The 25078-nt window shown below is 61.7% G+C and carries 22 protein-coding genes; 9 read left to right on the plus strand and 13 right to left on the minus strand.

The annotated features are described in order from the left end of the window. Positions 1-7: 7 nt before the first annotated feature. The 4 genes from hemH to hpnC are packed head-to-tail and all read right to left on the minus strand — an operon-like array spanning position 8 to position 4215. Positions 8-1114, minus strand: coding sequence for a ferrochelatase (gene hemH / locus PHF15_RS13150; protein ID WP_300121720.1), 1107 nt, complete (start codon positions 1112-1114; stop codon positions 8-10). A gap of 55 nt (positions 1115-1169) precedes the next feature. Continuing rightward, complete coding sequence (gene hpnE, locus PHF15_RS13155) at positions 1170-2465, minus strand: hydroxysqualene dehydroxylase HpnE (RefSeq protein ID WP_300121721.1); 1296 nt, start codon at positions 2463-2465, stop codon at positions 1170-1172. Next, positions 2462-3301, minus strand: a complete 840-nt coding sequence (hpnD, locus tag PHF15_RS13160; RefSeq protein WP_300121722.1) for a presqualene diphosphate synthase HpnD — start codon at positions 3299-3301, stop codon at positions 2462-2464. The genes hpnE and hpnD overlap by 4 nt, the downstream gene beginning before the upstream one ends. 44 nt (positions 3302-3345) lie before the next feature. Beyond that, positions 3346-4215: a squalene synthase HpnC gene (hpnC, locus tag PHF15_RS13165; RefSeq protein WP_300121724.1), complete on the minus strand. Its 870-nt coding sequence runs from the start codon at positions 4213-4215 to the stop codon at positions 3346-3348. A gap of 118 nt (positions 4216-4333) precedes the next feature. Here hpnC and clpB point away from each other — a divergent pair, with 118 nt between their 5' ends. The 3 genes from clpB to PHF15_RS13180 all read left to right on the plus strand — a co-directional run bounded on the left by clpB (position 4334) and on the right by PHF15_RS13180 (position 7744). After that, the gene (gene clpB / locus PHF15_RS13170; RefSeq protein ID WP_300121725.1) at positions 4334-6934 is read left to right on the plus strand and encodes an ATP-dependent chaperone ClpB; all 2601 of its coding nucleotides are present in this window, start codon (positions 4334-4336) and stop codon (positions 6932-6934) included. A gap of 119 nt (positions 6935-7053) precedes the next feature. Beyond that, positions 7054-7437 (plus strand): type II toxin-antitoxin system RelE/ParE family toxin, encoded by a 384-nt coding sequence (locus PHF15_RS13175; protein WP_300121726.1) that lies wholly within the window; start codon positions 7054-7056, stop codon positions 7435-7437. After that, the gene (locus PHF15_RS13180; protein ID WP_300121728.1) at positions 7421-7744 is read left to right on the plus strand and encodes a DNA-binding transcriptional regulator; all 324 of its coding nucleotides are present in this window, start codon (positions 7421-7423) and stop codon (positions 7742-7744) included. Before PHF15_RS13175 ends, PHF15_RS13180 begins: the two co-directional genes overlap by 17 nt. On the opposite strand, the gene PHF15_RS13185 is transcribed toward PHF15_RS13180, so the two are convergent. Genes PHF15_RS13185 through PHF15_RS13200 form a run of 4 tightly spaced genes read right to left on the minus strand, consistent with a single transcriptional unit; the run spans position 7704 to position 10556 of the window. Then, positions 7704-8174, minus strand: a complete 471-nt coding sequence (locus PHF15_RS13185; RefSeq protein WP_300121730.1) for a type IIL restriction-modification enzyme MmeI — start codon at positions 8172-8174, stop codon at positions 7704-7706. The genes PHF15_RS13180 and PHF15_RS13185 overlap by 41 nt on opposite strands. Further along, the gene (locus tag PHF15_RS13190; protein ID WP_300121731.1) at positions 8171-8785 is read right to left on the minus strand and encodes a riboflavin synthase; all 615 of its coding nucleotides are present in this window, start codon (positions 8783-8785) and stop codon (positions 8171-8173) included. The genes PHF15_RS13185 and PHF15_RS13190 overlap by 4 nt, the downstream gene beginning before the upstream one ends. Before the next feature lie 10 nt (positions 8786-8795). Further along, positions 8796-9902: a bifunctional diaminohydroxyphosphoribosylaminopyrimidine deaminase/5-amino-6-(5-phosphoribosylamino)uracil reductase RibD gene (gene ribD / locus PHF15_RS13195; protein WP_300121733.1), complete on the minus strand. Its 1107-nt coding sequence runs from the start codon at positions 9900-9902 to the stop codon at positions 8796-8798. 6 nt (positions 9903-9908) lie between these two features. After that, positions 9909-10556 carry a GntR family transcriptional regulator gene (locus PHF15_RS13200; RefSeq protein ID WP_300121734.1) on the minus strand — a complete coding sequence of 216 codons (648 nt, stop codon included), beginning with the start codon at positions 10554-10556 and terminating at the stop codon, positions 9909-9911. 129 nt (positions 10557-10685) lie between these two features. On the opposite strand from PHF15_RS13200, the gene scpA reads away from it, so the two are divergent. The 5 genes from scpA (at position 10686) to PHF15_RS13225 (ending at position 18224) form a co-directional block, all read left to right on the plus strand. Next, positions 10686-12863, plus strand: coding sequence for a methylmalonyl-CoA mutase (gene scpA, locus PHF15_RS13205; RefSeq protein WP_300121736.1), 2178 nt, complete (start codon positions 10686-10688; stop codon positions 12861-12863). After that, positions 12860-13963, plus strand: coding sequence for a methylmalonyl Co-A mutase-associated GTPase MeaB (gene meaB, locus PHF15_RS13210; protein ID WP_300121738.1), 1104 nt, complete (start codon positions 12860-12862; stop codon positions 13961-13963). The genes scpA and meaB overlap by 4 nt, the downstream gene beginning before the upstream one ends. Before the next feature lie 15 nt (positions 13964-13978). After that, positions 13979-15511 (plus strand): acyl-CoA carboxylase subunit beta, encoded by a 1533-nt coding sequence (locus PHF15_RS13215; protein ID WP_300121739.1) that lies wholly within the window; start codon positions 13979-13981, stop codon positions 15509-15511. Positions 15512-15702: 191 nt separating this feature from the next. After that, a complete protein-coding gene (locus tag PHF15_RS13220) occupies positions 15703-17751 on the plus strand; it encodes an acetyl/propionyl/methylcrotonyl-CoA carboxylase subunit alpha (RefSeq protein ID WP_300121740.1) in 2049 nt (682 codons plus the stop codon). Then, positions 17748-18224: a VOC family protein gene (locus PHF15_RS13225; RefSeq protein ID WP_300121741.1), complete on the plus strand. Its 477-nt coding sequence runs from the start codon at positions 17748-17750 to the stop codon at positions 18222-18224. Before PHF15_RS13220 ends, PHF15_RS13225 begins: the two co-directional genes overlap by 4 nt. A gap of 67 nt (positions 18225-18291) precedes the next feature. On the opposite strand, the gene rsxB is transcribed toward PHF15_RS13225, so the two are convergent. From rsxB to PHF15_RS13245, 4 genes are all read right to left on the minus strand, one after another. Then, positions 18292-18951, minus strand: coding sequence for an electron transport complex subunit RsxB (gene rsxB, locus PHF15_RS13230; RefSeq protein WP_300121742.1), 660 nt, complete (start codon positions 18949-18951; stop codon positions 18292-18294). Next, on the minus strand, positions 18948-20531 hold the full coding sequence (phaZ, locus tag PHF15_RS13235; RefSeq protein ID WP_300121743.1) for a polyhydroxyalkanoate depolymerase: 1584 nt from the start codon (positions 20529-20531) through the stop codon (positions 18948-18950). Before phaZ ends, rsxB begins: the two co-directional genes overlap by 4 nt. Before the next feature lie 143 nt (positions 20532-20674). Continuing rightward, entirely contained in the window at positions 20675-21502 is an 828-nt protein-coding gene (locus PHF15_RS13240; RefSeq protein WP_300121744.1) for a Rossmann-like and DUF2520 domain-containing protein, read from the minus strand. Positions 21503-21513: 11 nt separating this feature from the next. Beyond that, a complete protein-coding gene (locus tag PHF15_RS13245; RefSeq protein WP_300121745.1) occupies positions 21514-22710 on the minus strand; it encodes an amino acid aminotransferase in 1197 nt (398 codons plus the stop codon). A gap of 142 nt (positions 22711-22852) precedes the next feature. Between PHF15_RS13245 and PHF15_RS13250 the strand changes: the two genes are divergently transcribed. Continuing rightward, entirely contained in the window at positions 22853-23962 is a 1110-nt protein-coding gene (locus PHF15_RS13250) for an NAD(P)/FAD-dependent oxidoreductase (protein WP_300121747.1), read from the plus strand. On the opposite strand, the gene PHF15_RS13255 is transcribed toward PHF15_RS13250, so the two are convergent. Further along, positions 23959-25053 carry a quinone-dependent dihydroorotate dehydrogenase gene (locus tag PHF15_RS13255; protein WP_300121748.1) on the minus strand — a complete coding sequence of 365 codons (1095 nt, stop codon included), beginning with the start codon at positions 25051-25053 and terminating at the stop codon, positions 23959-23961. The two genes, PHF15_RS13250 and PHF15_RS13255, sit on opposite strands and share 4 nt — an antisense overlap. Positions 25054-25078: the final 25 nt, after the last annotated feature.

Raw genomic sequence — 25078 nt, forward strand, 5'->3', positions numbered from 1 at the left:
GCGTGGCTTATTGTTTGGCACCCAGCGCCATTGCAGCAGCCCGAGAGGCGGCCAGAGCGTCGGCGTCGGGAGGCGTCTGGGTCGGCCAGCCCTGCAGGTGCTGCTGGGTGATCTCGCTCAAGGCGGTGATCCAGGCAGGGTCGTCGTTAAGGCATGGAATGTACTGAAACTCTTTGCCGCCGGCGTGCAGGAAAGCCTCGCGCGCTTCCATGTTGATTTCTTCCAGTGTTTCCAGACAGTCGCTGGTAAAGGCCGGGCACACCACATCGACGCGTTTGACACCGGCCTGGCCCATGTCGATCAGGGTCGGCTCGGTGTAGGGCTCCAGCCATTTGGCACGGCCCAGGCGCGACTGGAAGCTCACCTTGTACTGCTCTTTCGACAAGCCCAGATGCTCGGCCAGCAGGCGCGCGGTCTTGAAGCATTCGCAGTGGTAGGGGTCGCCCAGGTGCAGCGTGCGCTCGGGCACGCCGTGAAAACTCATCAGCAGCACATCGGGGCGGCCATGGTCTTGCCAATGGTGCTTGACCCGGCCGGCCAGGGCGGCAATGTAGCGGGCGTCGTCGTGGTAGTGGTTGATGAAACGCAGCTCCGGGATGTTGCGCGTCTTGCCAGCCCAGTCGTAAACCGCGTCGAACAAACTGGCGGTGGTGGTGGCCGAATACTGCGGGTAGGCCGGCACGATCAGCACGCGGGTGGTGCCCTCGGCCTTGAGTTGGTCAAGCTGCGATGCGATCGACGTGCTGCCATAACGCATGGCGTAGCGCACCTGCACCTGGTGGCCGCGCTGACCCAGCCAGCCATGCAGCATCTTGGCCTGTTTTTCGGTCCAGATTTTCAGCGGCGAGCCCTCGGGCAGCCAGACACTGGCGTATTTGGCGCCCGATTTGGCGGGCCGAAAGCGCAGGATGATGCCGTGCAGGATCAACAGCCAGAGCAGGCGCGGCACCTCGACCACCCGCGGGTCGCCCAGAAACTCGCTTAAAAAACGCCGCACATCGGGCGTGCTGGGCGAATCTGGCGTGCCCAGATTGCAGTACAGCACGGCGGTGCGCGGCGTTTGGCCGTGTTGAAACGGCGGTTCTTTGGCGAAGGGGGAGGTGAGTAGGGTCATATGGCTATTTTCGTTGACTTGGATAGATGGATGCCGCACGGGGTTTTTGAATCCGTCACAGCAAGGCCACCACAGCGCAGCCGCTGCGCACAGCGCCTTCCAGCGTGGCAGGGTAAGGGCCGGCCACATAGTCGCCACAGGCCAGCAGGCCCGGCGCAATGTCGATGGGCGGGCGTTGCAGGCCCGGGGTGCAGGCAAAAGTTGCGCGCTTTTCCAGCACCGTTTGCACCGGTTGCAAGGCCAGGCCAAGCTGCGCCTGGGCCTGCGCCAGCACCTGGGTTTGCAGCGTGGCGCGCTCGCCCTGGGCGGCGCTGACCACAAAAGCCAGCAGACCTGCCGGGCCGCCCAACTGACCCCTGTCAAAGACAAACTGGGCTGGCTGCTGTGCGCTGCTGTGCAAGGCGAGCATGGGCTGAGGCAAGCTGGTTTGCGGCGCCCAGGCATAGACCGTGGCAATGGCCTCAAACTGCAGGGCCTGTGTGGTATCGACCCAGTTCTGCACTTTTGCTGCGACGGCCGGGGACGCCTCTTTGGCGCAGGCGTTGATGACTTGTGCCGCTTGGGACGCCGAGGTGGCCAGGATCACTGCGTCGAACAATTCACTCTGCACAAGCCATTGCCGTCCTTGCATTTGCATGGATCCAACGCGCTGCCCCAGCTTGAGCAGGCCGCCGCGCGCAAGCAGCCAGCTTGCGGCCGCGTCAGGAAACAAGGCGCTCAGGTCCATCCGGGGAAGCAGCAGGCGCGAGCCACCTGGCACGCCGAACAGGGCGTCGCGCATGACGCGCAAAAACACCTGGGCGCTGGATTGTTCGGGCGCTGTGTTGAGTGCCGAGACACACAGCGGATCGATCAGTTCGGCGTTAATTTTTGGCGTTAGGTGTCGGCAGAGCTCAGCCACCGAAAGCGTGTCCGCACAGTTGAAACTCTGGCGCTTCCAGCCCAGCGCCGCACGCAACAGCGACCATTTGTCACCCGGCGACCAGCCACGGGCTTGCAGGATGCCACCCAGTGCGTCCAGCGGGGTCGGCCACGCGGCAAATCTCAGGCCCAGGCCGTCGGGGAACTGCAGCGTCATGGGCAAATCGAGCAGCGCGGCCTCGGGCGAAATGCCGACCAGGCGCAGCAAGGCCAGCGCTTCGGTGTAGGCGCCAATCAGGATGTGCTGGCCGTTGTCGAGCCGCACCGGCATGCCATCAGGCAGCGTCCGGGTGGTGCTGCTGGTGATGACTCTGGCGCGGCCGCCGATTGCATGGGAGGCCTCGAAAACCGTGACCCGATGGCCCGCTTGCGTGGCCTTGACGGCAGCTGCCAGACCGGCCCAGCCGGCGCCGATGATGGCAACTTTCAAAGCCGCCCCAGCGCCTGCACTTTCCAGGCCAGCCAGAGCTTGCGCAGGGGCGTCAGGCTGATGCGCTGGTGCAGCACGGCAAAGTTGTCGCGTTCGATCTCGGCCAGCAGCGCGCGGTAAATGCTGGCCATCATCAGGCCGGGTTTTTGCGCGCGGCAGTCCGATGCGGGCAGCAGCGCCAGCGCCTGGTCGTACAGGCTTTGGGCGCGCTTGGCCTGAAAGCGCATCAGCGCAATAAAGCGGTCGGAATAAGTGCCGTTCAAAATCTCTTGCGCCGTGACGCCGAACTGTTTCAGGTCGCTGGCCGGCAGGTAAATGCGACCGCGTCGCGCGTCCTCGCCGACATCGCGAATGATGTTCGTCATCTGCAGCGCCTGCCCCAGGGTGTGCGCGTACTGGATGGTTTGCGGGTGGGTCTGGCCAAATATCTGCGCCGCCACTTCGCCGACGACGCCGGCCACCAGGTGGCAGTAATTTTGCAGGCCTGCGTAGTCCAGGTAGCGGGTCTGGCTGAGGTCCATCTGGCAGCCTTCGATGACGGCCTGCAGGTGGCGCTCCTCAATCTGGTAACTGGCCGCCAGAGGCATCAGCGCCTGCAGCACCGGGTGGCTGGGCGTGCCGGCAAAGGCCTTGGCCACTTCGGCGCGCCACCATTGCAGTTTGGTGGCGGCCACGCCGGGGTCCACCATGTCATCGACCACATCATCGACTTCGCGGCAAAAGGCATAAAAGGCGGTGATGGCGGCGCGCTTGGGCGCTGGCAAAAACAAAAAAGCGTAATAAAAACTGCTGCCCGAGGCGGCGGCTTTTTGCTGGACGTAGTCTTGCGGGGTCATGGGCGGTTCAAGGATGGCGTCCGAGTTTAAACAGGTCGGGCGATTCACCGCATCCACAGCGCCCGCCAAAGCATCCCGGGTACATCCCGGGCTGTGAGTTTGGGCCTTGTGCGCCAGGTGGCAAAGCGCAAAGCCTCGATTTTGTCCAGAATGCGCAGGCCGCCTTGCACGACCAGGCGCAGCTCCCAACCTGCTCGGCCCGGGATGCGGCGGGCCAGCGGCGCGCCGGCTTGCATCAGTGCACGGGCTGACGTGGCGTAGGCGGTGATCAGCCGTGTTGCGCTGTCACTGTGGCTGCCGGGCTGCAGGTCTGCGTCCAGCACGCCGTGCGCGGCCATCGTCTGCACACTGGGGTACCAACGCCCGCGCGCCACATCGGTTGAGACGTCCTGCCAGAAATTGATGAGTTGCAAGGCGCTGCAAATCTGGTCGCTCTGCGTCAGCGAGAGGTTGTCGCTGATGCCGTACAGGTGCAGCAGCAAACGCCCCACCGGGTTGGCCGAGCGCGTGCAGTAGTCCAGCAACTCGGCATCATCCGGGTAGCGGCGCTGCGCTGCGGTGTAACGAACGTCCTGCGCAAAGGCATCGAGCAGGTCGGTCAGCAGGGGCACCGGCAAGCTGAAAGCGCGCAGCACCTCACGCAGGGGCTCGAAAACCTGCGGCCATTGGCCGCTGTGTGCCTGCTCGCTGGCAATGGCCAGCAGGTCAGCCCGGTACCGCGACAGCGCGTCCAGCCTTTGCGCGGCGCTGGCATCGCCTTCGTCGGCCAGGTCATCGGCCGTGCGGGCAAAGTGGTAGATGGCGGCAATGGCCGGGCGCAGGCGTGGCGGGCATAGCCAGGAGGCCACCGGAAAATTTTCGTAGTGTTCAACCGGCGTGCTGGTGGTGTGGGTGTTGTCGGGTGGCGTGTTCACAGGGGTCGGCGCAAAGATCGCCTCTTGGGCAGGATGGAGGACAACTGTAGCAGGCGCGGGCTTGAAAGCCGGACAAATGGCCTCACCTCCTGAACAATCCAATTCGAAGGGAACTCTCATGCGACAAGATAAATTGACCACCAAATTCCAGGAAGCCCTGGGCGACGCGCAAAGCCTGGCGCTGGGCCAGGACCACGCCTACATCGAGCCGGTGCACCTGCTGGTGGCCATGCTCAAGCAGGCCGACGGCCCGAAAGCCCTGTTGCAGCGCGCCGGAGTCAATGTGACGGGCTTGCTGGCGGCCGCCGAGGCCGCCGTCAAACGTCTGCCGCAGGTGACGGGCCAGGAGCAGGTGCAGGTCAACCCCGAGCTGACCAAGTTGCTGCAGGCGACTGAAAAGGAAGCGCTCAAGCGCGGTGACCAGTTCATTGCCAGCGAGCTGTTTTTGTTGGCGGTGACCGATGCCAAGGGCGCCCTGGGTGACATGGCCCGCGCCAACGGCCTGACCCGCAAGAGCCTGGAGGCCGCCATCGAGGCGGTGCGCGGCGGTCAGAACGTGGACAGCGCCGACGCCGAAGACCAGCGCGAGTCGCTGAAAAAATACTGCCTCGACCTGACCGAGCGCGCGCGCCAGGGAAAGCTCGACCCGGTGATTGGCCGTGACGACGAGATCCGCCGGGCCATTCAGGTGTTGCAACGTCGCACCAAGAACAACCCGGTGCTGATTGGCGAACCCGGTGTCGGCAAGACCGCCATTGTGGAAGGCCTGGCGCAGCGCATCGTGGCCGGCGAGGTGCCCGAATCGCTCAAGGGCAAGCGGGTGTTGTCGCTCGACATGGCCTCGCTGCTGGCCGGCGCCAAGTTCCGTGGCGAGTTCGAGGAGCGCCTGAAAAACGTGCTCAAAGACCTGGCCAAGGATGAAGGCCAGACCATTGTTTTTATCGATGAGCTGCACACCATGGTGGGTGCCGGCAAGGCCGAGGGCGCGATGGACGCCGGCAACATGCTCAAACCCGCGCTGGCGCGTGGCGAACTGCATTGCGTGGGCGCGACCACGCTCGACGAGTACCGCAAATACATCGAAAAAGACGCCGCGCTGGAGCGCCGGTTCCAGAAAATCCTGGTGGGTGAACCCACGGTGGAAGCCACCATTGCGATTTTGCGCGGCCTGCAGGCCAAGTATGAAACCCACCATGGCGTGCAGATTACCGACCCGGCGATCGTCGCGGCCGCCGAGTTGAGCCATCGCTACATTACCGACCGTTTTCTCCCTGACAAGGCGATCGACCTGATCGACGAGGCTGCCTCCAAGATCAAGATCGAACTCGACTCCAAGCCCGAGGTCATGGACAAGCTTGACCGGCGTTTGATCCAGTTGCAGATTGAGCGCGAAGCCGTGCGCCGGGAGAAGGACGAATCCTCGCAAAAACGCTTCAGCCTGATTGAAGAAGAAATTGTCAAGCTGCAAAAGGAAATTTCCGACTTTGATGAAATCTGGAAGTCCGAAAAGGCTCAGGCACAGGGCTCCAAGACCATCATGGAGGAGATCGAAACAGTGCGTTTTCAGATTGAAGAGTTCACCCGTAAGGGCGATTTCAACCGCGCGGGTGAGTTGCAGTATGGCAAGCTTCCGGGTCTGGAAAAACAGCTCAAGGACGCGCAAGATATTGAGGCCGGCAAAGCCAAAAACGCCAAAGATGGTGGCCGCCCGCAATTACTTCGTTCCGTGGTCGGTGCCGAGGAAATTGCCGAGGTGGTGAGCCGCGCCACCGGCATTCCGGTGAGCAAAATGATGCAGGGCGAGCGCGACAAACTGCTGCTGATGGAAGACAAACTGCACCAGCGCGTGGTGGGCCAGGACGAGGCCATCGCCGCCGTGGCCAACGCCATCCGGCGCTCGCGCTCGGGCCTGAGCGACCCGAACCGGCCCACGGGCTCCTTCCTGTTCCTGGGCCCGACGGGCGTCGGCAAGACCGAGCTGTGCAAGGCGCTGGCCGGCTTCATGTTCGACTCGGAAGACCACTTGGTGCGCATCGACATGAGCGAGTTCATGGAGAAGCATTCGGTGGCCCGCCTGATCGGCGCGCCGCCGGGCTATGTGGGCTACGAGGAGGGTGGTTATCTGACCGAGGCCGTGCGCCGCAAACCCTACAGCGTGCTGCTGCTCGACGAGGTGGAGAAAGCCCACCCGGACGTGTTCAACGTGTTGCTGCAAGTGCTGGACGACGGCCGTTTGACCGATGGCCAGGGCCGCACCGTGGACTTCAAGAACACCGTGATCGTGATGACCAGCAACATCGGCTCGCAGATGATTCAGGCCATGGTGGGCCAGGACTACGAGGACGTCAAGGAAGCGGTGACGGGTGAACTCAAGAACCATTTCCGGCCCGAGTTCCTGAACCGCATTGACGAAACCGTGGTGTTCCATTCGCTCGACGCCAGCCACATTGCCGACATTGCCCGCATCCAGCTGGCGGTGCTGAAAGCACGGCTGGAGCACATGGAGCTGGGGCTGGAGGTGAGCGAGGCTGCGGTGGCCGAGCTGGCCAAGGTCGGTTTCGACCCAGTGTTTGGCGCCCGTCCACTGAAACGTGCGATACAGCAGCGGCTGGAAAACCCGTTGTCCAAGCTGCTACTGGAAGGCAAGTTTGCGCCCAAAGACACCATCCACGTCGACGTGGACCCGATCCGCGCACCGGGGCAGTTCAGCTTTGCGTGAAGAGGGTTTGAACTATGCCGGAGCCAGCCTGATTCGGATCAGGCTGGCTCCGCTTTTTTTGATCACCAGATGCGTATGGGCGTGTTGTTAATTGTGCCACTTAGTGGCATAATTAACATATGAACCGAGTATTCAAAACCCGTTATTTCAGCAGATGGATGCGCAAAACAGAGTTGAAAGACAACGCACTCTGCGCTGCGGTGTCCGAAATGCTGCAAGGTTTGATTGACGCCGACTTGGGTGGTGGCGTTGTCAAGAAGCGCGTCGGGCTCGCCGGGCGTGGCAAGCGCGGCGGTGCCAGAACGCTGGTTGCGACCAATAGAGGGAACCGCTGGTTTTTCGTCTACGGTTTTGAAAAAAATGACCGGGCCAACATTGCAGACGATGAACTGGAAGCATTGAAAGGTATCGCTGCAGAGTTGTTGTCCATAACAGGTCAACAGATCAACGAAGCTGTTGCGGACGGCTCACTACAGGAAATTTGCCATGACGACAAAAGCTAAAGCCAAGAGTCCAATTTTCGATGCTGTCCACGAGACCGCCAGCGATCTTCATCGACTGGGTTTTATTGACAAGCGCAATATGCGCAAATTCGACGCGCTTTGTCTTGACCCCGTTCCTGATTACGACAGCGAAAAAATTCGTGCGCTGCGTGACCACCTTCAATTGAGCCAGGCTGTGTTGGCCGCCGTGCTCAATACAAGCTTGTCAACAGTTCGGAAATGGGAAATTGGTGAAAAACATCCAAGTGGCCCATCGCTGAAACTGCTTAACTTGCTGGATCGCAAAGGCCTGGAGGCGGTGCTTTGACAGGATCTTGAAGCAGTTTTCCCTGCTGCATTCCAAGCAACACCAGGACGGACACCAAAATGCCGCCCAACAAAAACTGCGAATCAGCATTATTTAGAAGCTCGGAATCTAGGTAATCATGGTGCGCAAAATAGTTGCGTGCCAGTTCGCAGCAAACCATAGCTTCCAGCACAAAGTGGCCACGGCGGTAGCAGTCAATGCGCCCGGCGCTGCTGGAGCCGTCACCATGACTGAAGGTGATGGGGCGCTCGAACATGTAGTCGGGCTCGTGCGTGGGCGGCGGGAGATTCAGCAGGGTGCAGAGCCCTGAGACAAAACTTTGCGCTGTGGCGATCTCGGAGGTGCTGACTTGGCTCCAGAAGGCGATGAACTGCTGAACGGCGATCTCGTCAACGGTGCCTGTTTTTGTGGTCCCCATGGAAGCGCTCATTTGCTGAGCATTCGCTCCACATAACGCGCGATCAAATCAATTTCAAGATTCACACGGGAACCCACCTGCAAAGTTCCCAGCGCGGTGTTTTGCACCGTGTGCGGAATCAGGTTGATGCGCATCTCGCAGCCCTCGGCGTTGTCCTGAATGTGGTTTACGGTCAGGCTGACGCCGTTGATGGTGATCGAGCCTTTGTAAGCCAGGTACTTGGCCAGCGCGGTGGGCGCCATCACCTGCAGTTGCCAGCTTTCGCCGACCTGGGCAAAGAAAGTGACGCGGCCGATGCCATCGACGTGGCCCGACACAATGTGGCCGCCCAGCCGGTCGTGGGCGCGCAGGGCTTTTTCCAGGTTGACGGCGCCCAGTTGGTCGAGCCCGGCGGTCTTGTCGAGCGACTCGGCCGAGATGTCGATGGTGAATTGCTGCTGCGCGGCGTTGAGCGTGGTCACGGTCATGCAGGCGCCATTGAGCGCGATGCTGTCGCCCAGGCCCACGTCGTCGAGGTAGCCGGGCGGGCAGGTGATCGTGAGGCGCTTGCCGTGGGCGGCGGTGTCGCCCAGGGGGTGCACGGCGCTGATGTGGCCGATGCCGGTGATGATGCCAGTGAACATGTGGTTCCGATTAAAAAACGTCGCGGCCGCAAACGCGGGCGACCACACGCAGGTCGGGCCCCAGCATGGCCGTGGACTTGAATTCCAGCGGCACGGCTTGCGCCAGATCCTGCAACGGCCCAAAGTGTGCCATGCCGCGCCCCTGGCCTATCAGTTTGGGGGCCAGGTACACCACAAATTCATCCACCAGGCCTTCGCGAATCAACGAGCCGTTGAGTTTTTCACCGGCTTCCACATGCAGTTCGTTGATCTCGCGGCGCGCCAGGTCGCGCAGCATGGCGGCCAGATCGACCTTGCCGCTGGCGTTGGGCAGCAGCACCACGGTGGCGCCGCGCGCCTCAAGCGCCGCCTGTTTGGCGGCGTTGTGCACGGCGGCGTAGATCAACAGCGCCCGGCCCGGCATGAATAACGCGGCATCCAGCGGGGTTTCCAGGCGGCTATCCACCAGCACCAGGGCGGGTTGCCGTGGTGTGGCCACCAGCCGCACGTCGAGCCTGGGGTTGTCGGCCAGCACCGTGCCGATACCGCTCAGCACGGCGCAGGCACGGGCGCGCCAGGCGTGGCCGTCGGCGCGGGCTGCGGGTGAGGTGATCCATTGGCTAAGGCCGTTGTCGAGCGCGGTTTTGCCGTCCAGAGAGGCCACCAGCTTCATGCGCACCCAAGGGGTTTGGCGCAGCATGCGGCTGAAAAAACCGATGTTGAGTTCACGCGATTCGGCAGCGCCAGGGCCGGTTTCGACGTCGATGCCTGCCGCCCGCAACCGTGAGAAGCCCTGGCCCGTGACCAGGGGGTTGGGGTCGCCGATGGCGGCAACCACTCGTCTGATGCCGGCGGCAATCAAGGCATCGCAGCAGGGTCCGGTGCGTCCCTGGTGCGAGCAGGGTTCCAGCGTCACATACGCGGTGGCGCCCGCCACGCTGTGGCCATGGGCGGCGGCGTCGCGCAGCGCCATGATTTCGGCGTGCGCCTCACCGGCGCGCTGGGTGTAGCCCTGGCCGATCACTTGGCCGTTGGGGGCGGCAATGACGCAGCCGACGCGCGGGTTGGGCGACGTGATCAGCAGGCTTTGCGCGGCCAGTGCCAGCGCTTGCTGCATCAAGAGGGCGGATTCAGGCATGCGGCTTCAAACGGCGGCTTCCAGGCCACTTTCGAAATGCGCCTGCATGCGCTGGGTGCAGGCTTGCGGGTCGCGGGCCGCCAGCGCGGCCATGATGGCGCGATGCTCGCCCAGCGACTCCTGAATGCGTCCGGATTTGAGCAGCGAGTTGTGGCGGTTGAGCTTCATGACCTTGCGCAGGTCGGCCACCATCTGGTTGCGCCAGCGGTTGTCGGCGATTTCGAGCAGGCGCATGTGAAAACGTTCGTTGATTTCAAAAAAGCGCTGCCGGTCAAGTTGCTCTGGCCGCGCGGCGTCTTCGAGCTCCTGGTGCAGCGTTTTCAATTCGCTCATTTGGTCATCGTCGGCACGTTGCGCCACGACACCCGCGGCGTCCGATTCGAGCAGGCTCAGCAGGTGATAGACATCGGCCAGGTCGCGCTCAGAAACCTCGGTGACGTAGGCACCGCGACGCACTTTCATGGTCACCAGGCCCTCGGTGGCGAGCACCTTGAGCGCCTCGCGCATGGGCGTGCGGCTGATGCCGTAGTCCTGCGCAATCTTGAGCTCGTCGATCCAGCTGCCGGGTTCCAGCTCACGGTTGAAAATACGCTGACGCAAGAGCTCAGCCACTTCTTCGTAAAGTGCGCGGGGGGCTAATGAAAGTTCTGCCATGCCGCAAATTGTAAGCTGGAAGGAATTTTTTGCATCAATAATTATAAATAACGTAAACTCGCTTGTTCAAAATGCGCATCGTTGTAAAGTGGATAGCGCCGATCCTCCAACACTTAACTGTCTGCCACCATGACCCAAAACAACCCTGAATTTCAGCCCGCCAATTTGGACGCCTGGGCCATAGCCGCCGCCAAATCTGCGCCAGGGGGAGATGTGAATGCGCTCAATTGGCTCACGCCCGACGGCATTTCGGTCAAGCCTTTGTACACCGCCGAGGACACGCAAAACCTGCCCTACGCCAACACGCTGCCGGGGTTCGAACCCTACCTGCGCGGCCCGCAGGCCACCATGTATGCGGTGCGGCCCTGGACCATACGCCAGTACGCCGGGTTTTCCACCGCCGAAGAATCCAACGCGTTTTACCGCAAGGCACTGGCGGCCGGCGGCCAGGGTGTGTCGGTGGCGTTTGATCTGGCCACGCACCGCGGCTACGACTCCGACCACCCGCGTGTGACCGGCGACGTCGGCAAGGCCGGTGTGGCAATCGACAGTGTCGAAGACATGAAAATTCTGTTCGACCAGATTCCGCTCGACAAGGTCAGTGTCTCGATGACCATGAACGGCGCCGTGCTGCCGGTGCTGGCGGGTTATGTGGTGGCCGCCGAAGAGCAGGGCGTTTCGCAAGACAAGCTCAGCGGCACGATTCAGAACGACATTCTGAAAGAGTTCATGGTGCGCAACACCTACATCTACCCGCCCGAGCCATCGATGAAAATCATTGGCGACATCATCGAGTACACGGCCAAACACATGCCGAAATTCAACTCGATCAGCATCTCGGGCTACCACATGCAGGAAGCCGGTGCCAACCAGGCGCTGGAACTGGCGTTCACGCTGGCCGACGGCAAGGAATACGTCAAGACCGCCATTGCCAAGGGCATGGATGTCGATGGTTTTGCCGGCCGCCTGAGCTTCTTCTGGGCCATTGGCATGAACTTCTACCTGGAAGTGGCCAAGATGCGCGCCGCGCGCCTGCTGTGGTGCCGCATCATGAAGGGCTTTAACGCCAAAAATCCCAAGTCGCTCATGCTGCGCACGCACTGCCAGACGTCGGGCTGGTCGCTCACTGAGCAAGACCCCTACAACAACGTGGTGCGCACCACCATCGAGGCCATGGCCGCGGTGTTTGGCGGCACGCAAAGCCTGCACACCAATTCGTTCGACGAGGCCATCGCGCTGCCGACCGAATTCAGCTCGCGCATCGCGCGCAACACCCAGCTCATCATCCAGGAAGAGACCCACATCACCAGCGTGATCGATCCCTGGGCGGGCAGCTACATGATGGAAAAGCTGACGCAGGACATGGCCGATGCGGCCTGGGCCATCATCGAGGAAGTCGAGGCCATGGGCGGCATGACCAAAGCCGTGGATTCGGGTTGGGCCAAGCTCAAGATCGAGGCGGCTGCGGCAGAAAAGCAGGCGCGTATCGACAGCGGCAAGGATGTGATCGTGGGCGTCAACAAATACAAGCTCAAGACCGAAGACGTCATCGAGGCCCGCGACATCGACAACGTGGCCGTGCGCGACTCGCAAATTGCCCGGCTCAATGCCATCAAGCAGAAGCGTGACGCCGTGCAGGTGCAGCAGGCACTCCAGGCCATCGAGGAGGCTGCCGCCAGCGGCACGGGCAATCTGCTGGACTTGTCGATCAAGGCGGTGCGCGCCCGTGCCACCGTGGGTGAAATCAGCGACGCCATGGAAAAATCCTTTGGCCGCCACCGTGCCGACACGCAAAAAGTGACCGGCGTCTATGCCGCCGCTTACGATACCGATGCCACCGCCGGAGACACCATGGATTACTGGAACGCGTTGAAAGCTGAAATTGCCGACTTTGCCACCGAGCATGGCCGCCGGCCGCGCGTGATGATCAGCAAGCTCGGCCAGGATGGCCATGACCGCGGCGCCAAGGTGGTGGCCACGGCCTTTGCCGACCTCGGCTTCGACGTGGACATGGGTCCGCTGTTCCAGACCCCCGAGGAATGCGCGCGCCAGGCGATTGAAAACGACGTGCACGCCGTGGGTGTCTCGACGCTGGCCGCCGGCCACAAGACGCTGGTGCCCGCCATCATTGCCGAACTCAAAAAGCAGGGCGCCGACGACATCATCGTCTTCGTCGGCGGCGTGGTGCCGCGCCAGGACTACGACATGCTGTATGCGGCCGGTGTCAAGGGCATCTACGGCCCCGGCACACCGATCCCGGTGAGCGCCAGGGATGTGCTCGAGCAGATCAAGGCTGCGCTGAAGTGAATCCAGGCGTTTTAGCGGCGGCCGTGCTGCGGGGTGACGCCACCGTGCAGCGCCGCGCCATGGCCAAGGCCATCACCTTGCTCGAATCAACCCGCGCCGACCACCGTTTGCTGGCCGATGAGTTGCTCACGGCCTTGCTGCCGCACACCGGCCAGTCGTTCCGGCTGGGCATCAGCGGCGTGCCGGGGGTGGGCAAATCCACCTTTATTGAGGCGCTGGGCTTGTACCTGATTGGCTTGGGTCACCGCGTCGCGGTGCTGACCATCGACCCGTCTTCCACGGTCTCGGGCGGCTCCATTCTGGGCGACAAGACCCGCATGGAATTGTTGTCCGTCAACGACAAAGCCTATATCCGTCCCAGCCCCAGCAGCGGCACGCTGGGCGGTGTCGCCGAGAAAACCCGCGAGGCCATGCTGGTCTGCGAGGCGGCGGGTTATGACGTGGTGATTGTGGAAACCGTGGGTGTCGGGCAAAGCGAGACGGCGGTGGCCAACATGACCGACATGTTCGTGCTGATGCAGTTGCCCAACGCCGGCGACGATTTGCAGGCCATCAAGAAAGGCGTCATGGAACTGGCCGATCTGGTGGTCATCAACAAGGCCGATCTTGACTTCGCTGCCGCCACCCGCGCCCGGGCTCAGATCACGTCCAGCCTGCGCCTGCTGGGTCTGCATGGCAACCCGCAAGCCATGCACCATGACGAAAAAATATGGCACCCGCAAGTGATCCAGCTCAGCGCCCTGCACGCCCAGGGCGTCGATAGTTTTTGGGACAAAGTGCTTCAATTCAAAACACTTCAAACCACCAGCGGCCGCTTTGCTGCGCGTCGCCATCAACAGGCGCTGGCGTGGATGTGGGAGCGCATCGATGCCGGGCTCAAGCAAGCCTTTGCCCAGCACCCGGCGGTCAAAACGCTGTTGCCTCAATTGACACAAGATGTGCTGGAAGGCCGGGTGGCGGCCTCCACTGCCGCAAGAAATATGCTGCGTGCCGCAAGCGCAGGTGACCGTGAAGTTTTATCCGTTCGGGCTGAGCCTGTCGAAGCCCATGCGAACATTTCTGAGAGCCCTTCGACAGGCGCAGGGCAAACGAACCATTGAGAAAAGAGGAAAACCATGCACGACATCCTTGAACAACTGGAAAAAAAGCGTGAACTCGCCCGCTTGGGTGGGGGCCAGAATCGCATCGCCGCGCAGCATAAGAAAGGCAAACTCACCGCCCGTGAGAGGCTGGAGGTGCTGCTCGACGAGGGCACTTTCGAAGAATGGGACATGTTCGTCGAGCACCGCTGCTCGGACTTCGGCATGCAGGACAACAAGATTCCCGGCGACGGCGTGGTGACCGGCTACGGCATGATCAACGGTCGCCTGGTGTTTGTCTTCAGCCAGGACTTCACCGTGTTTGGTGGTGCCTTGTCGGAAGCGCATGCGGAGAAGATTTGCAAGATCATGGACCAGGCCATGAAAGTGGGCGCGCCGGTGATCGGCCTCAACGACTCGGGCGGCGCGCGCATTCAGGAAGGCGTAGCCAGTCTGGGTGGCTACGCCGATGTGTTCCAGCGCAACGTGATGGCCAGCGGCGTGGTGCCGCAAATCAGCATGATCATGGGGCCGTCAGCCGGTGGCGCGGTGTATTCGCCCGCCATGACCGACTTCATTTTCATGGTGAAAGATTCGAGCTACATGTTTGTCACCGGTCCCGAAGTGGTCAAGACCGTGACGCACGAGGAAGTGACGGCTGAAGAACTGGGCGGTGCCATCAGTCACACCACCAAGAGCGGAGTTGCCGACCTGGCGTTCGAGAACGATGTGGAGGCGCTTTTGATGCTGCGCCGCCTCTACAACTACCTGCCGCTCAACAACCGCGAAAAGGCCCCGGTGCGCCAGAGCGGCGACCCGGCAGGGCGCATGGAGCACAGTCTCGACACGCTGGTGCCAGACAATCCCAACAAGCCCTACGACATGAAGGAACTGATCCTCAAAACGGTCGATGATGGTGATTTCTTCGAGTTGCAACCCGAATATGCCAAAAACATCCTGATCGGTTTTGCCCGCATGGACGGCCAGACGGTGGGCATTGTGGCCAACCAGCCGCTGGTGCTGGCCGGTTGCCTGGACATCAAGAGCAGCATCAAGGCGGCGCGTTTTGTGCGGTTTTGCGATGCCTTCAACATCCCGGTGATCACCTTTGTCGATGTGCCAGGCTTCATGCCCGGCACGGCGCAAGAGTTTGGCGGCATCATCAAGCACGGCGCCAAGCTGCTGTATGCATTTGCCGAATGCACCGTGCCGAAAATAACCGTGATCACGCGCAAAGCCTACGGTGGCGCCTATGACGTGATGAGTTCCAAGCACCTGCGAGGTGATGTGAATTTTGCCTGGCCCAACGCCGAGATCGCGGTGATGGGCGCCAAGGGGGCGGTGGAAATCATCTTCCGCGAAGACAAGGGCAATCCTGAAAAGCTGGCAGCCAAGGAGGCCGAATACAAGGCCCGCTTCGCCAACCCGTTTGTGGCGGGCGCGCGCGGCTTTATCGACGATGTGATTTTGCCCAGCGAGACCCGCAAGCGCATCTGCCGCAGCCTGGTCATGCTCAAGGACAAGAAACTGGAAAACCCGTGGCGCAAGCACGGGAACATCCCCTTGTAAGCCAAGACATGAAGACATTGACTTCGCTGTTCTTGGGCGGGAGCGGGCTGCCCGGGCGCTTTGCTTCGTGTCCCCCGGCCTGCGGCCTCCTCCTTTACCTGCGCAAAACGCCCAGGCAGCCCGATCCTGAATCGGCTGGTTGGGTTGGCCTGCACAAAGCACAAAAACTGATTCCCGAATAGGAGACCTCTATGTTTACCAAAATCCTGATTGCAAATCGTGGCGAGATCGCTTGCCGCGTCATTACCACGGCCAAAAAAATGGGCATCAAAACGGTGGCTGTTTACTCGGACGCCGACAAGGATGCGCGCTTTGTGCTGCTGGCTGACGAGGCCGTGCACATCGGCGCACCGCCGAGCCGCGAGAGCTACCTGGTGGGCGACAAGATCATTGCCGCCTGCAAAAAGACTGGCGCCCAGGCGCTGCACCCGGGCTACGGCTTTCTGAGTGAAAACGCCGAGTTTGCCAAGCGGGTCGAAGAGGAGGGCATTGTCTTCATCGGTCCCAAGCACTATTCCATGGCGGCCATGGGCGACAAGATCGAGTCCAAAAAGCTGGCCGGCGCCGCTGGTGTCAACTGCATTCCGGGGGTCAACAGCGCTATCGAAACGGCTGAACATGCGGTTGAGATTGCCCAGAGTATCGGCTACCCGGTGATGATCAAGGCCAGCGCCGGTGGCGGCGGCAAGGGCTTGCGCGTGGCCTGGAACGACAAGGAAGCCTTCGAGGGCTATACCAGTTGCCGCAACGAGGCGCGCAACAGCTTTGGCGACGACCGCGTGTTTGTCGAGAAGTTTGTCGAAGAGCCGCGCCATATCGAAATCCAGCTCATTGGCGACGGCTTCGGCAACGTGGTTTACCTCAACGAGCGTGAATGCTCGATTCAGCGCCGCCACCAGAAGGTGATCGAGGAAGCGCCTTCGCCCTTTATCAGCGATGCGACACGCAAAGCCATGGGCGAGCAGGCCGTGCAGTTGGCCAAGGCGGTGAAATACCAGAGCGCGGGAACGGTGGAATTTGTCGTCGGCAAGGACCAGAGCTTTTACTTTTTGGAAATGAACACGCGCCTGCAGGTCGAGCACCCGGTGACCGAGTGCATCACCGGCCTGGACTTGGTGGAACTGATGATTCGGGTGGCCGCCGGTGAAAAACTGCCCTTCACGCAAGCCGAGGTCAAGCGCAACGGTTGGGCGATGGAATGCCGCATCAACGCCGAAGACCCCTATCGCAACTTTTTGCCCAGCACCGGCCGCCTGGTGCGCTTCTCGCCGCCCGCACAGACCATGGCACAGGCCAACACGACAGACTGGTTTGGCGTGCGCGTGGACACCGGCGTGCAGGACGGCGGCGAGATCCCGATGTATTACGACTCGATGATCGCCAAGCTGATCGTGCATGGCGTCGATCGGCTCGATGCGATTGCCAAGATGCGTGAAGCGCTCAACGGCTTTGTGATTCGCGGCATTTCCAGCAGTATTCCCTTCCAGGCCGCCTTGCTGGCGCACCCCAAGTTTGTCGCGGGCGATTTCAACACCAACTTCATTGCCGAAAACTACGCCCACGGCTTCAAGGCCGAAGACGTGCCGCACGAAGACCCGCATTTCATGCTGGCGCTGGCCGCGTTTGTGCGACGCAAATCGCGCGAGCGTGCCGCCAGCATCAGCGGCCAGTTGCCGGGTTATGCCGTCAATGCGGGCAGCGATTACGTGGTGGTAACCCTGGGCGAGGATGGTACCAATGCCTACACCCCGGTGCATGTCGATGAGTTCGTTGGCCGGACCGGTTCAGCGCGCGTCAGGCTGGGTGCCAGCAGTTATGAAATCAGCAGCGATTCGCGGCTCAATGACGTGTGCATCACCGGCACGGTCAACGGTTCGCCTTTTACCGCACAGGTCGAGCGCGGCACGCCCAAGAACCCGCTGGCGCTGCGCGTTCAGCACAACGGCACACGCCTGGACGTGCTGGTGATCTCACCGCGGATGGCCGAACTGCACGCCCTGATGCCGTTCAAGGCGCCGCCCGACATGAGTCGCTATGTGCTTTCACCCATGCCCGGCTTGCTGGTGGATGTGGCGGTGCAGGTGGGCCAGAAGGTGCAGGCCGGCGAGCGCGTGGCGGTGATCGAGGCCATGAAGATGGAAAACGTGCTGTTTGCCACGGCTGACGGCGTGGTTGGCAAGGTGCTGGCCGCCAAGGGTGAAAGCCTGATGGTGGATCAGCCGATCGTGGAGTTTGTATGAGCCAGCGCCCCTTTAAAGTGCTGGGCATCCAGCAAATCGCCATTGGCGGCACCAGCAAGGCGCGGCTCCAAAAGCTGTGGGTCGAGATGCTGGGCTTGCAGGTCACCGGCACGTTTCAGAGCGAGCGCGAAAACGTCGATGAAGACATTTGCGCCATGGGCGTCGGCCCGTTCAAGGTCGAGGTCGATTTGATGCAACCCATGGACATCGACAAAAAGCCCGCCGTGCACGCCACGCCTCTGAACCATGTGGGCCTGTGGATCGACGACTTGCCTAAAGCGGTGGCGTGGCTCACGGCGCAAGGTGTGCGTTTTGCGCCCGGCGGCATTCGCAAGGGTGCGGCAGGGTTTGACATCTGCTTTCTGCACCCCAAAGCCAACGATGAATTTCCGATTGCCGGCGAAGGCGTGCTGATCGAGATGGTGCAGGCGCCGCCCGAGGTGGTGGTGGCCTTTGCCAAACTGGCGGTTTGAGCGTCCTGTGGGAGCGGTGCCTTCGCCGCGAGTGAACCCCAACAGCCATCGGCCCGAGGTGGGCCTCCTACAGGGTTTGACCGCGTTTGGCGCGTGCCCGGGCCAGCGCCGCTTCGATCACAGCGCGCTTTTTGTCCAGAATCGCCGGGTCGGTGTGCTGCGAATGGGCCGCCAGGTCTGACAGCTTGAGCAGCGCTTTGGCTTCGAGCTTTTGATCGTTCTCCAGCGCTTCACGCTGTTGCTTCAGGACATGAAATTCATAACGCTGACGAGCTTGCTCAGCCAGCGCGGGGGACCAGGCGGCCCAGCCCGTGGCTTCACCGCTGACATTTTCAATCTCGATGCAATCGACAGGGCACACCGGCAGGCACAACTCACAACCGGTGCAATAAGGCTCGATGACCGTGTGCATCAGCTTGTTGGCGCCCACAATGGCATCGACCGGGCAAGCCTTGATGCACAGCGTGCAGCCGATGCACCAGGTCTCGTCGATAAAAACCACTGTGCGCGGCACCTCGAGGCCGTGGTCAGGATTGAGTGGTTTGGCTGCGCGCCCGCTCAAGGCTGCCAGGCGCCGCACCCCTTCAGCGCCTCCGGGCGGACACTGGTTGATGTCCGCCTTGCCTTCGTGCAGGGTCTGCGCGTAGCCCGCGCAGTCCGGATAACCGCAGCGCGTGCACTGCGTTTGCGGCAACACCGCCAAAAATTCGGCGGCGCCGGGCTTCATCCGTGGCGTTGGGTCGGCCGCTTGCGTGCCGGTTTGGCAGCTTCTGCCACGCTGGCAACGGCTTTGCCGCCAGCCGCTTGACTGGCAATTGCGGGCGCTGCAGCTTTGCTGCGCGGCTTGGTTTTGATTGGTGATTTCTTTGCCTTGACTACCGGTTTTGGGGCCGGTTTGATGGCCGGGCTGAGCACCTGGATTTTGGCTTCGGTCGTTGTTTTGGGCATGGAAAAGGCAGGTGCCGCTGCTGGCTGCACGGGCTCGGGGTTGGTCAGAACCGGGGCCGGGCTGGCCTGCATCACCGGGGTTGCGGCGACCGGCTTGGGTTGGTAGGCCAGAATGAAGTCCTTGACCTGTGGGTAAACGACGTCACGCCAGCGACGGCCGGCAAAGATGCCGTAGTGACCGGCGCCTTCAACCTCAATGTGGCGCTGGTCTTCCTTGCTGACGCCGGTGCAAATGGTGTGCACCGCAGCGGTCTGGCCGGAGCCCGAAATGTCGTCGAGTTCGCCTTCGATAGACAGCAGCGCTGTGTTGTGGATGTCTTCCGGGTGCACGCGCTCAATCTTTCCGTCAACGCCCTTGACGTCCCAGGTGCCGCTGACCAGGTTGAATTCCTGGAACACGACCTTGATGGTGTCGAGGTAGTAATGCGAATCCATGTCGAGCACGGCGTTGTACTCGTCATAAAACTTGCGGTGGGCATCGGCACTGGTGTCGTCGCCCTTGACCAGGTCCTTGAAGTAGTCGTAGTGGCTTCTGGCATGGTTGCTGGGGTTCATGGCGACAAACCCGGAATGTTGCAAAAAGCCGGGGTAAACCTTGCGTCCGGCGCCCGGGAAGCGGGTCGGCACGCGGTAAATCACATTGTGTTCAAACCACTCGATGCTCTTGTTCATAGCCAGGTTGTTGACCGCCGTGGGCGATTTGCGCGCGTCGATCGGGCCGCCCATCATGACCATGCTCAGGGGCGTGAGTTCGCCCCGGCTGGCCATCAGCGACACCGCGGCCAGCACCGGCACGGTGGGCTGGCAGACGCTCATCACATGGCAGTTGCCGTAGCGGCCTTGCACATGGCGGATGAATTCCTGCACGTAATTGATGTAGTCGTCCAGGCTGAAATGGCCCTCTGACAGCGGCACCAGGCGGGCGTTGGTCCAGTCGGTGACATACACCTTGTGGTCTTTCAGCATGGTTTTGACGGTGTCGCGCAACAGCGTGGCGTAATGGCCCGACAGCGGGGCCACGATCAGCACGGCAGGCTGGTCCTTGAGCTTGGTCAGGGTGTCAACATCGTCGGTAAAGCGCTTGAAACGGCGCAGTTCACAAAACGGTTTCCTGAGCTCGATGCGCTCATGAATGGCGACTTCAACGCCATCCACATCCACCGTGCGCAGGCCGAACTCCGGCTTTTCGTAGTCCTTGCCCAGTCGGTGCAGCAGGTCGTAACCCGCAGAAATACGTTGCGACAGGGGATGCTGGCCGAACAAGGACAGCGGGTTGGCGTACACCTTGGCAGCTGACTGCGCCAGATCGGTGAAAGGCTCCATCAAAGAACGTTGGGTTTCGTAGAATTTGTAGAGCACGGGAATTCACCTTTGAAGAAAATGTTGCAGTGCAATATAACAGGTCTTGCACTGCCACGACTGCTGTCTGATTGACGTTATATACGCACCGCATGATAAACGTTCACGGGGCTTGACTTGCTGACACTTTCTGTGATAGCCGATCATTCAGTGGGCTTTTTGCGCAGTGCCAGTTGCCCGGCCAAAGCGCTCAGCGCCTGGTACGCCAGGCCGGCGCTGGCATTCCAGTCCCGCACCGCTTTGGCCTGTGTTGCCAGCAGCGCGGTATCGCCCCGGGATGCCGGTCCGGTCAAGGCGGCTTGCGGCCCCAGCTTGACGATGTTGTTGATGGCGTTTTGCAGCAGGCTGGCGCGCAGGTGCTGCACCAGGCGTGGCGGCATGCCGGTGTGCTGCCAAAGCTGCTCGGCCAGGTCTTGCAGCACGGGCAAAAAGTTGGTGGCGAACACGGCCCCGGCGTGGTAGAGCAGTTTGTCTTCTGAGCGGATAGCAAAACACTGGGCGCCCAGACGGGTCAAAAGAGGGCGCAGTTCAGCCAGCGCCTGAGCATCACCTTCGAGCGCGCAGGGGGTGTCGGCAAATTGCTCCAGCGCTGTTACCGGGCTGGCAAAGCTGAGCAGGCAATGGACGCTGGCTGCGTGCCAGCCTATGTCCTGCAAGGGTTTGAGCAGTTCGGCGCGCATGGCGCCACTGGTATGAAAAACCGTGGCGGGAGTCAGGCCTTCACAAGTTGCCAAGTCCGAAGCAACCGGCGCAATCTGGTCATCTGGCACCGCCAGCAGCCACAGATCTGCCGGGCGCAGGTCTGCCATGTGCACCACTGCGCGCCCCTTGCCGATGAAATCAACGGCTTGTTGGGCCGATGCTGCGCTGCGCGTCAACACATCCTGCACCTGGTAGCGCCCATCCTGCGCCAGCAGGCGCCCGAGCGTCTGGCCGACCCGGCCCCCACCCATCAGGTTGACGGTTTTCAAGACCAGCGGCCTTACATCACCTTGGCAATGCTGGCGCAGACGTAGTCGATGTTCTTGCTGTTCAGGGCAGCCACGCACATGCGGCCGGTGTCGGTGCCATAGACGCCGAACTCATTGCGCAGGCGAACCATCTGGTCCTTGGAAAGGCCGGAGTAGCTGAACATGCCGATTTGCTGGGTGATGAAGCTCATGTCCTGCTTGACGCCAGCAGCTTTCAAGCCATCCACCAGCTTTTGCCGCATGGCCTTGATGCGCACGCGCATCTCGCCGAGTTCGGCTTCCCACTGCGCGCGCAGCGCCGGGGTGCTCAGCACCGTGGTCACGATGGCGCCGCCATGGGTCGGCGGGTTGCTGTAGTTGGTGCGGATCACGATCTTGAGCTGGCTCAGCACGCGGGCCGCTTCTTCCTTGCTGGCGCAAACCACGCTCAGGGCGCCGATGCGTTCACCATAGAGGCTGAAGCTCTTGCTGAAGCTGGTGGCGACAAAGAACAACAGGTCGGCAGCGACAAACTTGCCGATCACGGCGCCGTCTTCTTTCAGGCCATAACCAAAGCCCTGGTAGGCCATGTCGAGGAACGGCACCAGATTTTTGGCCTGGACCACGGCAATCACCTGGTCCCATTGGGCCGGGGTGATGTCGTAGCCGGTGGGGTTGTGGCAGCAAGCGTGCAGCACCACGATGGTGCCGGCAGGGGCCGCATTCAGGTCGGCCAGCATGCCGTCGAAGTCGAGGGCGCGGGTGGCCGCATCGTAGTAACGGTAGGACTCGACGGTAAAGCCGGCATTGGTAAACAGGGCGCGGTGGTTTTCCCAGCTGGGGTCGCTGATCAGCACCTTGGCGCCGGTGTTGAGAAACTTCAAAAAGTCGGCGCCCACCTTAAGGCCACCGGTGCCGCCGAGCGCCTGAATGGTGGCGACACGGCCCGAGGTGACGGGCTCGCTGTCAGCGCCGAAGACCAGCGCCTTGACCGCGGCGTCATAGGCGGCAATGCCGTCGATGGGCAGGTAGCCGTGCGGCTTGGGGGCGTCCATCATGGCTTTTTCAGCCGCCAGAACACAGCCCAGCAGAGGCAGTTTGCCGTTGTCGTCAAAGTACACGCCCACGCCCAGGTTCACCTTGGCGGGGTTGGTGTCGGCGTTGAATTGTTCGTTCAGGCCCAGAATCGGGTCGCGCGGGGCCATTTCGACAGCGGAGAAGAGTGACATGACAAAGTCCTGTGGTGGTTTGTGAAAGTGACCTTTTGGTCACTGGTAGAAACCCTGTATTTTACCGACGCCCGGGGTGTCATGAACAGCCTGGTTAAACTGATTTATTGGAAAAATGCAGGACTGGACCCGGAGAAAACAGATGGATCAAGTGGATTGTGTGGTGGTGGGTGCCGGTGTGGTCGGCTTGGCGGTGGCGCGCGCGCTGGCGCTGCAAGGGCGTGAGGTGCTGGTGCTCGAGGCGGCAAACGCTTTCGGCACAGGCACCAGTTCGCGCAACAGCGAGGTGATTCACGCCGGCATTTATTACGCACCGGGTTCGCTCAAGGCCGTGTTGTGTGTGCAGGGCAGGGCGCTGCTGTATGACTACTGCCAGGCGCGCGGCATCAGCCACCGCCGTTGCGGCAAACTGATCGTGGCGACCACTTCTGCGCAAGTGGCGCAGTTGCAGGGCATTGCCGAGCAGGCACGGCGCAACGGCGTGGCTGATCTGGTGATGCTGAGCGCTGAAGAGGCACGCCAGATCGAGCCGCAGCTGGTGTGCGAGGCCGCTCTGTTGTCGCCCAGCACCGGCATTCTCGACAGCCATGGCCTGATGCTGGCGCTGCTGGGCGACCTGGAAAACGCGGGCGGTGTGCTGGCACCCAATTCACCGCTGGAGGGCGCGCTTGTCGGGCCATCAGCGATCGAGTTGCATGCCGCTGACGGCACCCGCTTGCAGGCCAGAACCGTGGTGAACGCGGCGGGTTTGCAAGCGCCAGCGCTGGCCGCGAGGTTTGCCGGCCTGGACCCGCAGTTTGTGCCGCAAGCGTTTTACGCCAAGGGCAACTATTTCACGCTGGCCACGCGGGCACCTTTTTCGCACCTGATCTACCCGGTACCCCAAGCCGCCGGGCTGGGGGTGCACCTGACGCTCGACCTGGGCGGTCAGGCCAAATTCGGCCCCGATGTGCAGTGGGTCGATGGATCGGATGACCTCACGGTGGACCCGGCGCGGGGCGACGGTTTTTACGCCGAGGTGCGCAAGTATTGGCCAGGTTTGCAAGACGGCGCACTGCTGCCCGGTTATGCCGGCATCCGTCCCAAGATCAGCGGCCCGGGTGAGCCCGCGCGCGACTTTATGATCCAGACCCAGCGCGACCACGGCGTACCGGGCCTGGTCAACCTGTTCGGCATCGAGTCACCCGGGCTGACCAGTTGCCTGGCCATTGCTGACATGGTGGCAAAACAATTGGAATCTGACCCCAATTAAAAAGTCTTCTTGATCAGGGCTGCGGCCTGTTTGACCAGGCCTGGCCCCTGATAAATCAGGCCGGTGTAGATCTGCACTACATCGGCGCCGGACCTGATTTTGCTCACGGCATCGTCGGCGCTCATGATGCCGCCGACACCGATGATCGGGAACTGTGGCCCTAAGGCGGCGCGCAACTGGCTGATCACCTGGTTGCTCATGGCCAACACGGGCGCGCCCGACAGGCCGCCGGCCTCATCGGCATGCGCCAGGCCCTTGACGGCTTCGCGGCTCAGCGTGGTGTTGGTGGCCACCACGCCCCAGGCGTTGTTGACTTTGCCAGCGCTGTCCAGGCCGTAGCGCTTCAGGGTTTGGGCGATCACCTTGATCTGATCCGCGTCGAGGTCGGGTGCAATCTTGAGGAAGATCGGGATGCGCTTGCCATGTTTTTGGGCCAGCGCCTCGCGTCGCTCGGAAATGGCGCCCAGCAAGCCATCCAGCGCTTCATCACTCTGCAGGCTGCGCAGGTTCTTGGTGTTGGGGCTGGAGATGTTGACCGTGACGTAGTCGGCAAACGGATAAACCCCGTTCAGACAGGTCAGGTAGTCGTCAATGGCGCGCTCGATGGGCGTAAGGGCGTTTTTGCCAATGTTCAGGCCCAGCAGCATGGGCGAGGCGTCAGGCGCTTTTGCCTGGCGTTGCTGATATAGCCTGGAGCGCTTGACGTTGGCAATAAAAGCAGCCAGTCCGTCGTTGTTGAAGCCCAGCCGGTTGATCAGCGCATGCGCCTGTGGCAGGCGGAACATGCGCGGCTTGGGGTTGCCGGGTTGGGCCAGCGGCGTGACGGTGCCGACCTCGACAAACCCAAAGCCCATGGCGCCCAGGCCGTCGATGCAGCGTGCGTTTTTGTCCAGCCCGGCGGCCATGCCGACGCGGTTGGGGAAGGTCAATCCAGCCAATTTCACAGGATCGTTCACGCGCCCGCTGGCGTAGGCCCATTTCAAGGCGCTGCCCTGAGTGCGCGCCAGCGAATGCAGCGTTAACTCGTGGGCGGTTTCGGGGTCCAGGCTGAATAAAAAGGGACGGGTGAGGGCGTAGGGGACAAGAGCCATTGGATAATTCCATCAAGTTTCAGGT

The organism is Rhodoferax sp. (assembly GCF_028689295.1).
In the GTDB taxonomy this organism is placed as follows: Bacteria; Pseudomonadota; Gammaproteobacteria; order Burkholderiales; family Burkholderiaceae_C; genus Rhodoferax.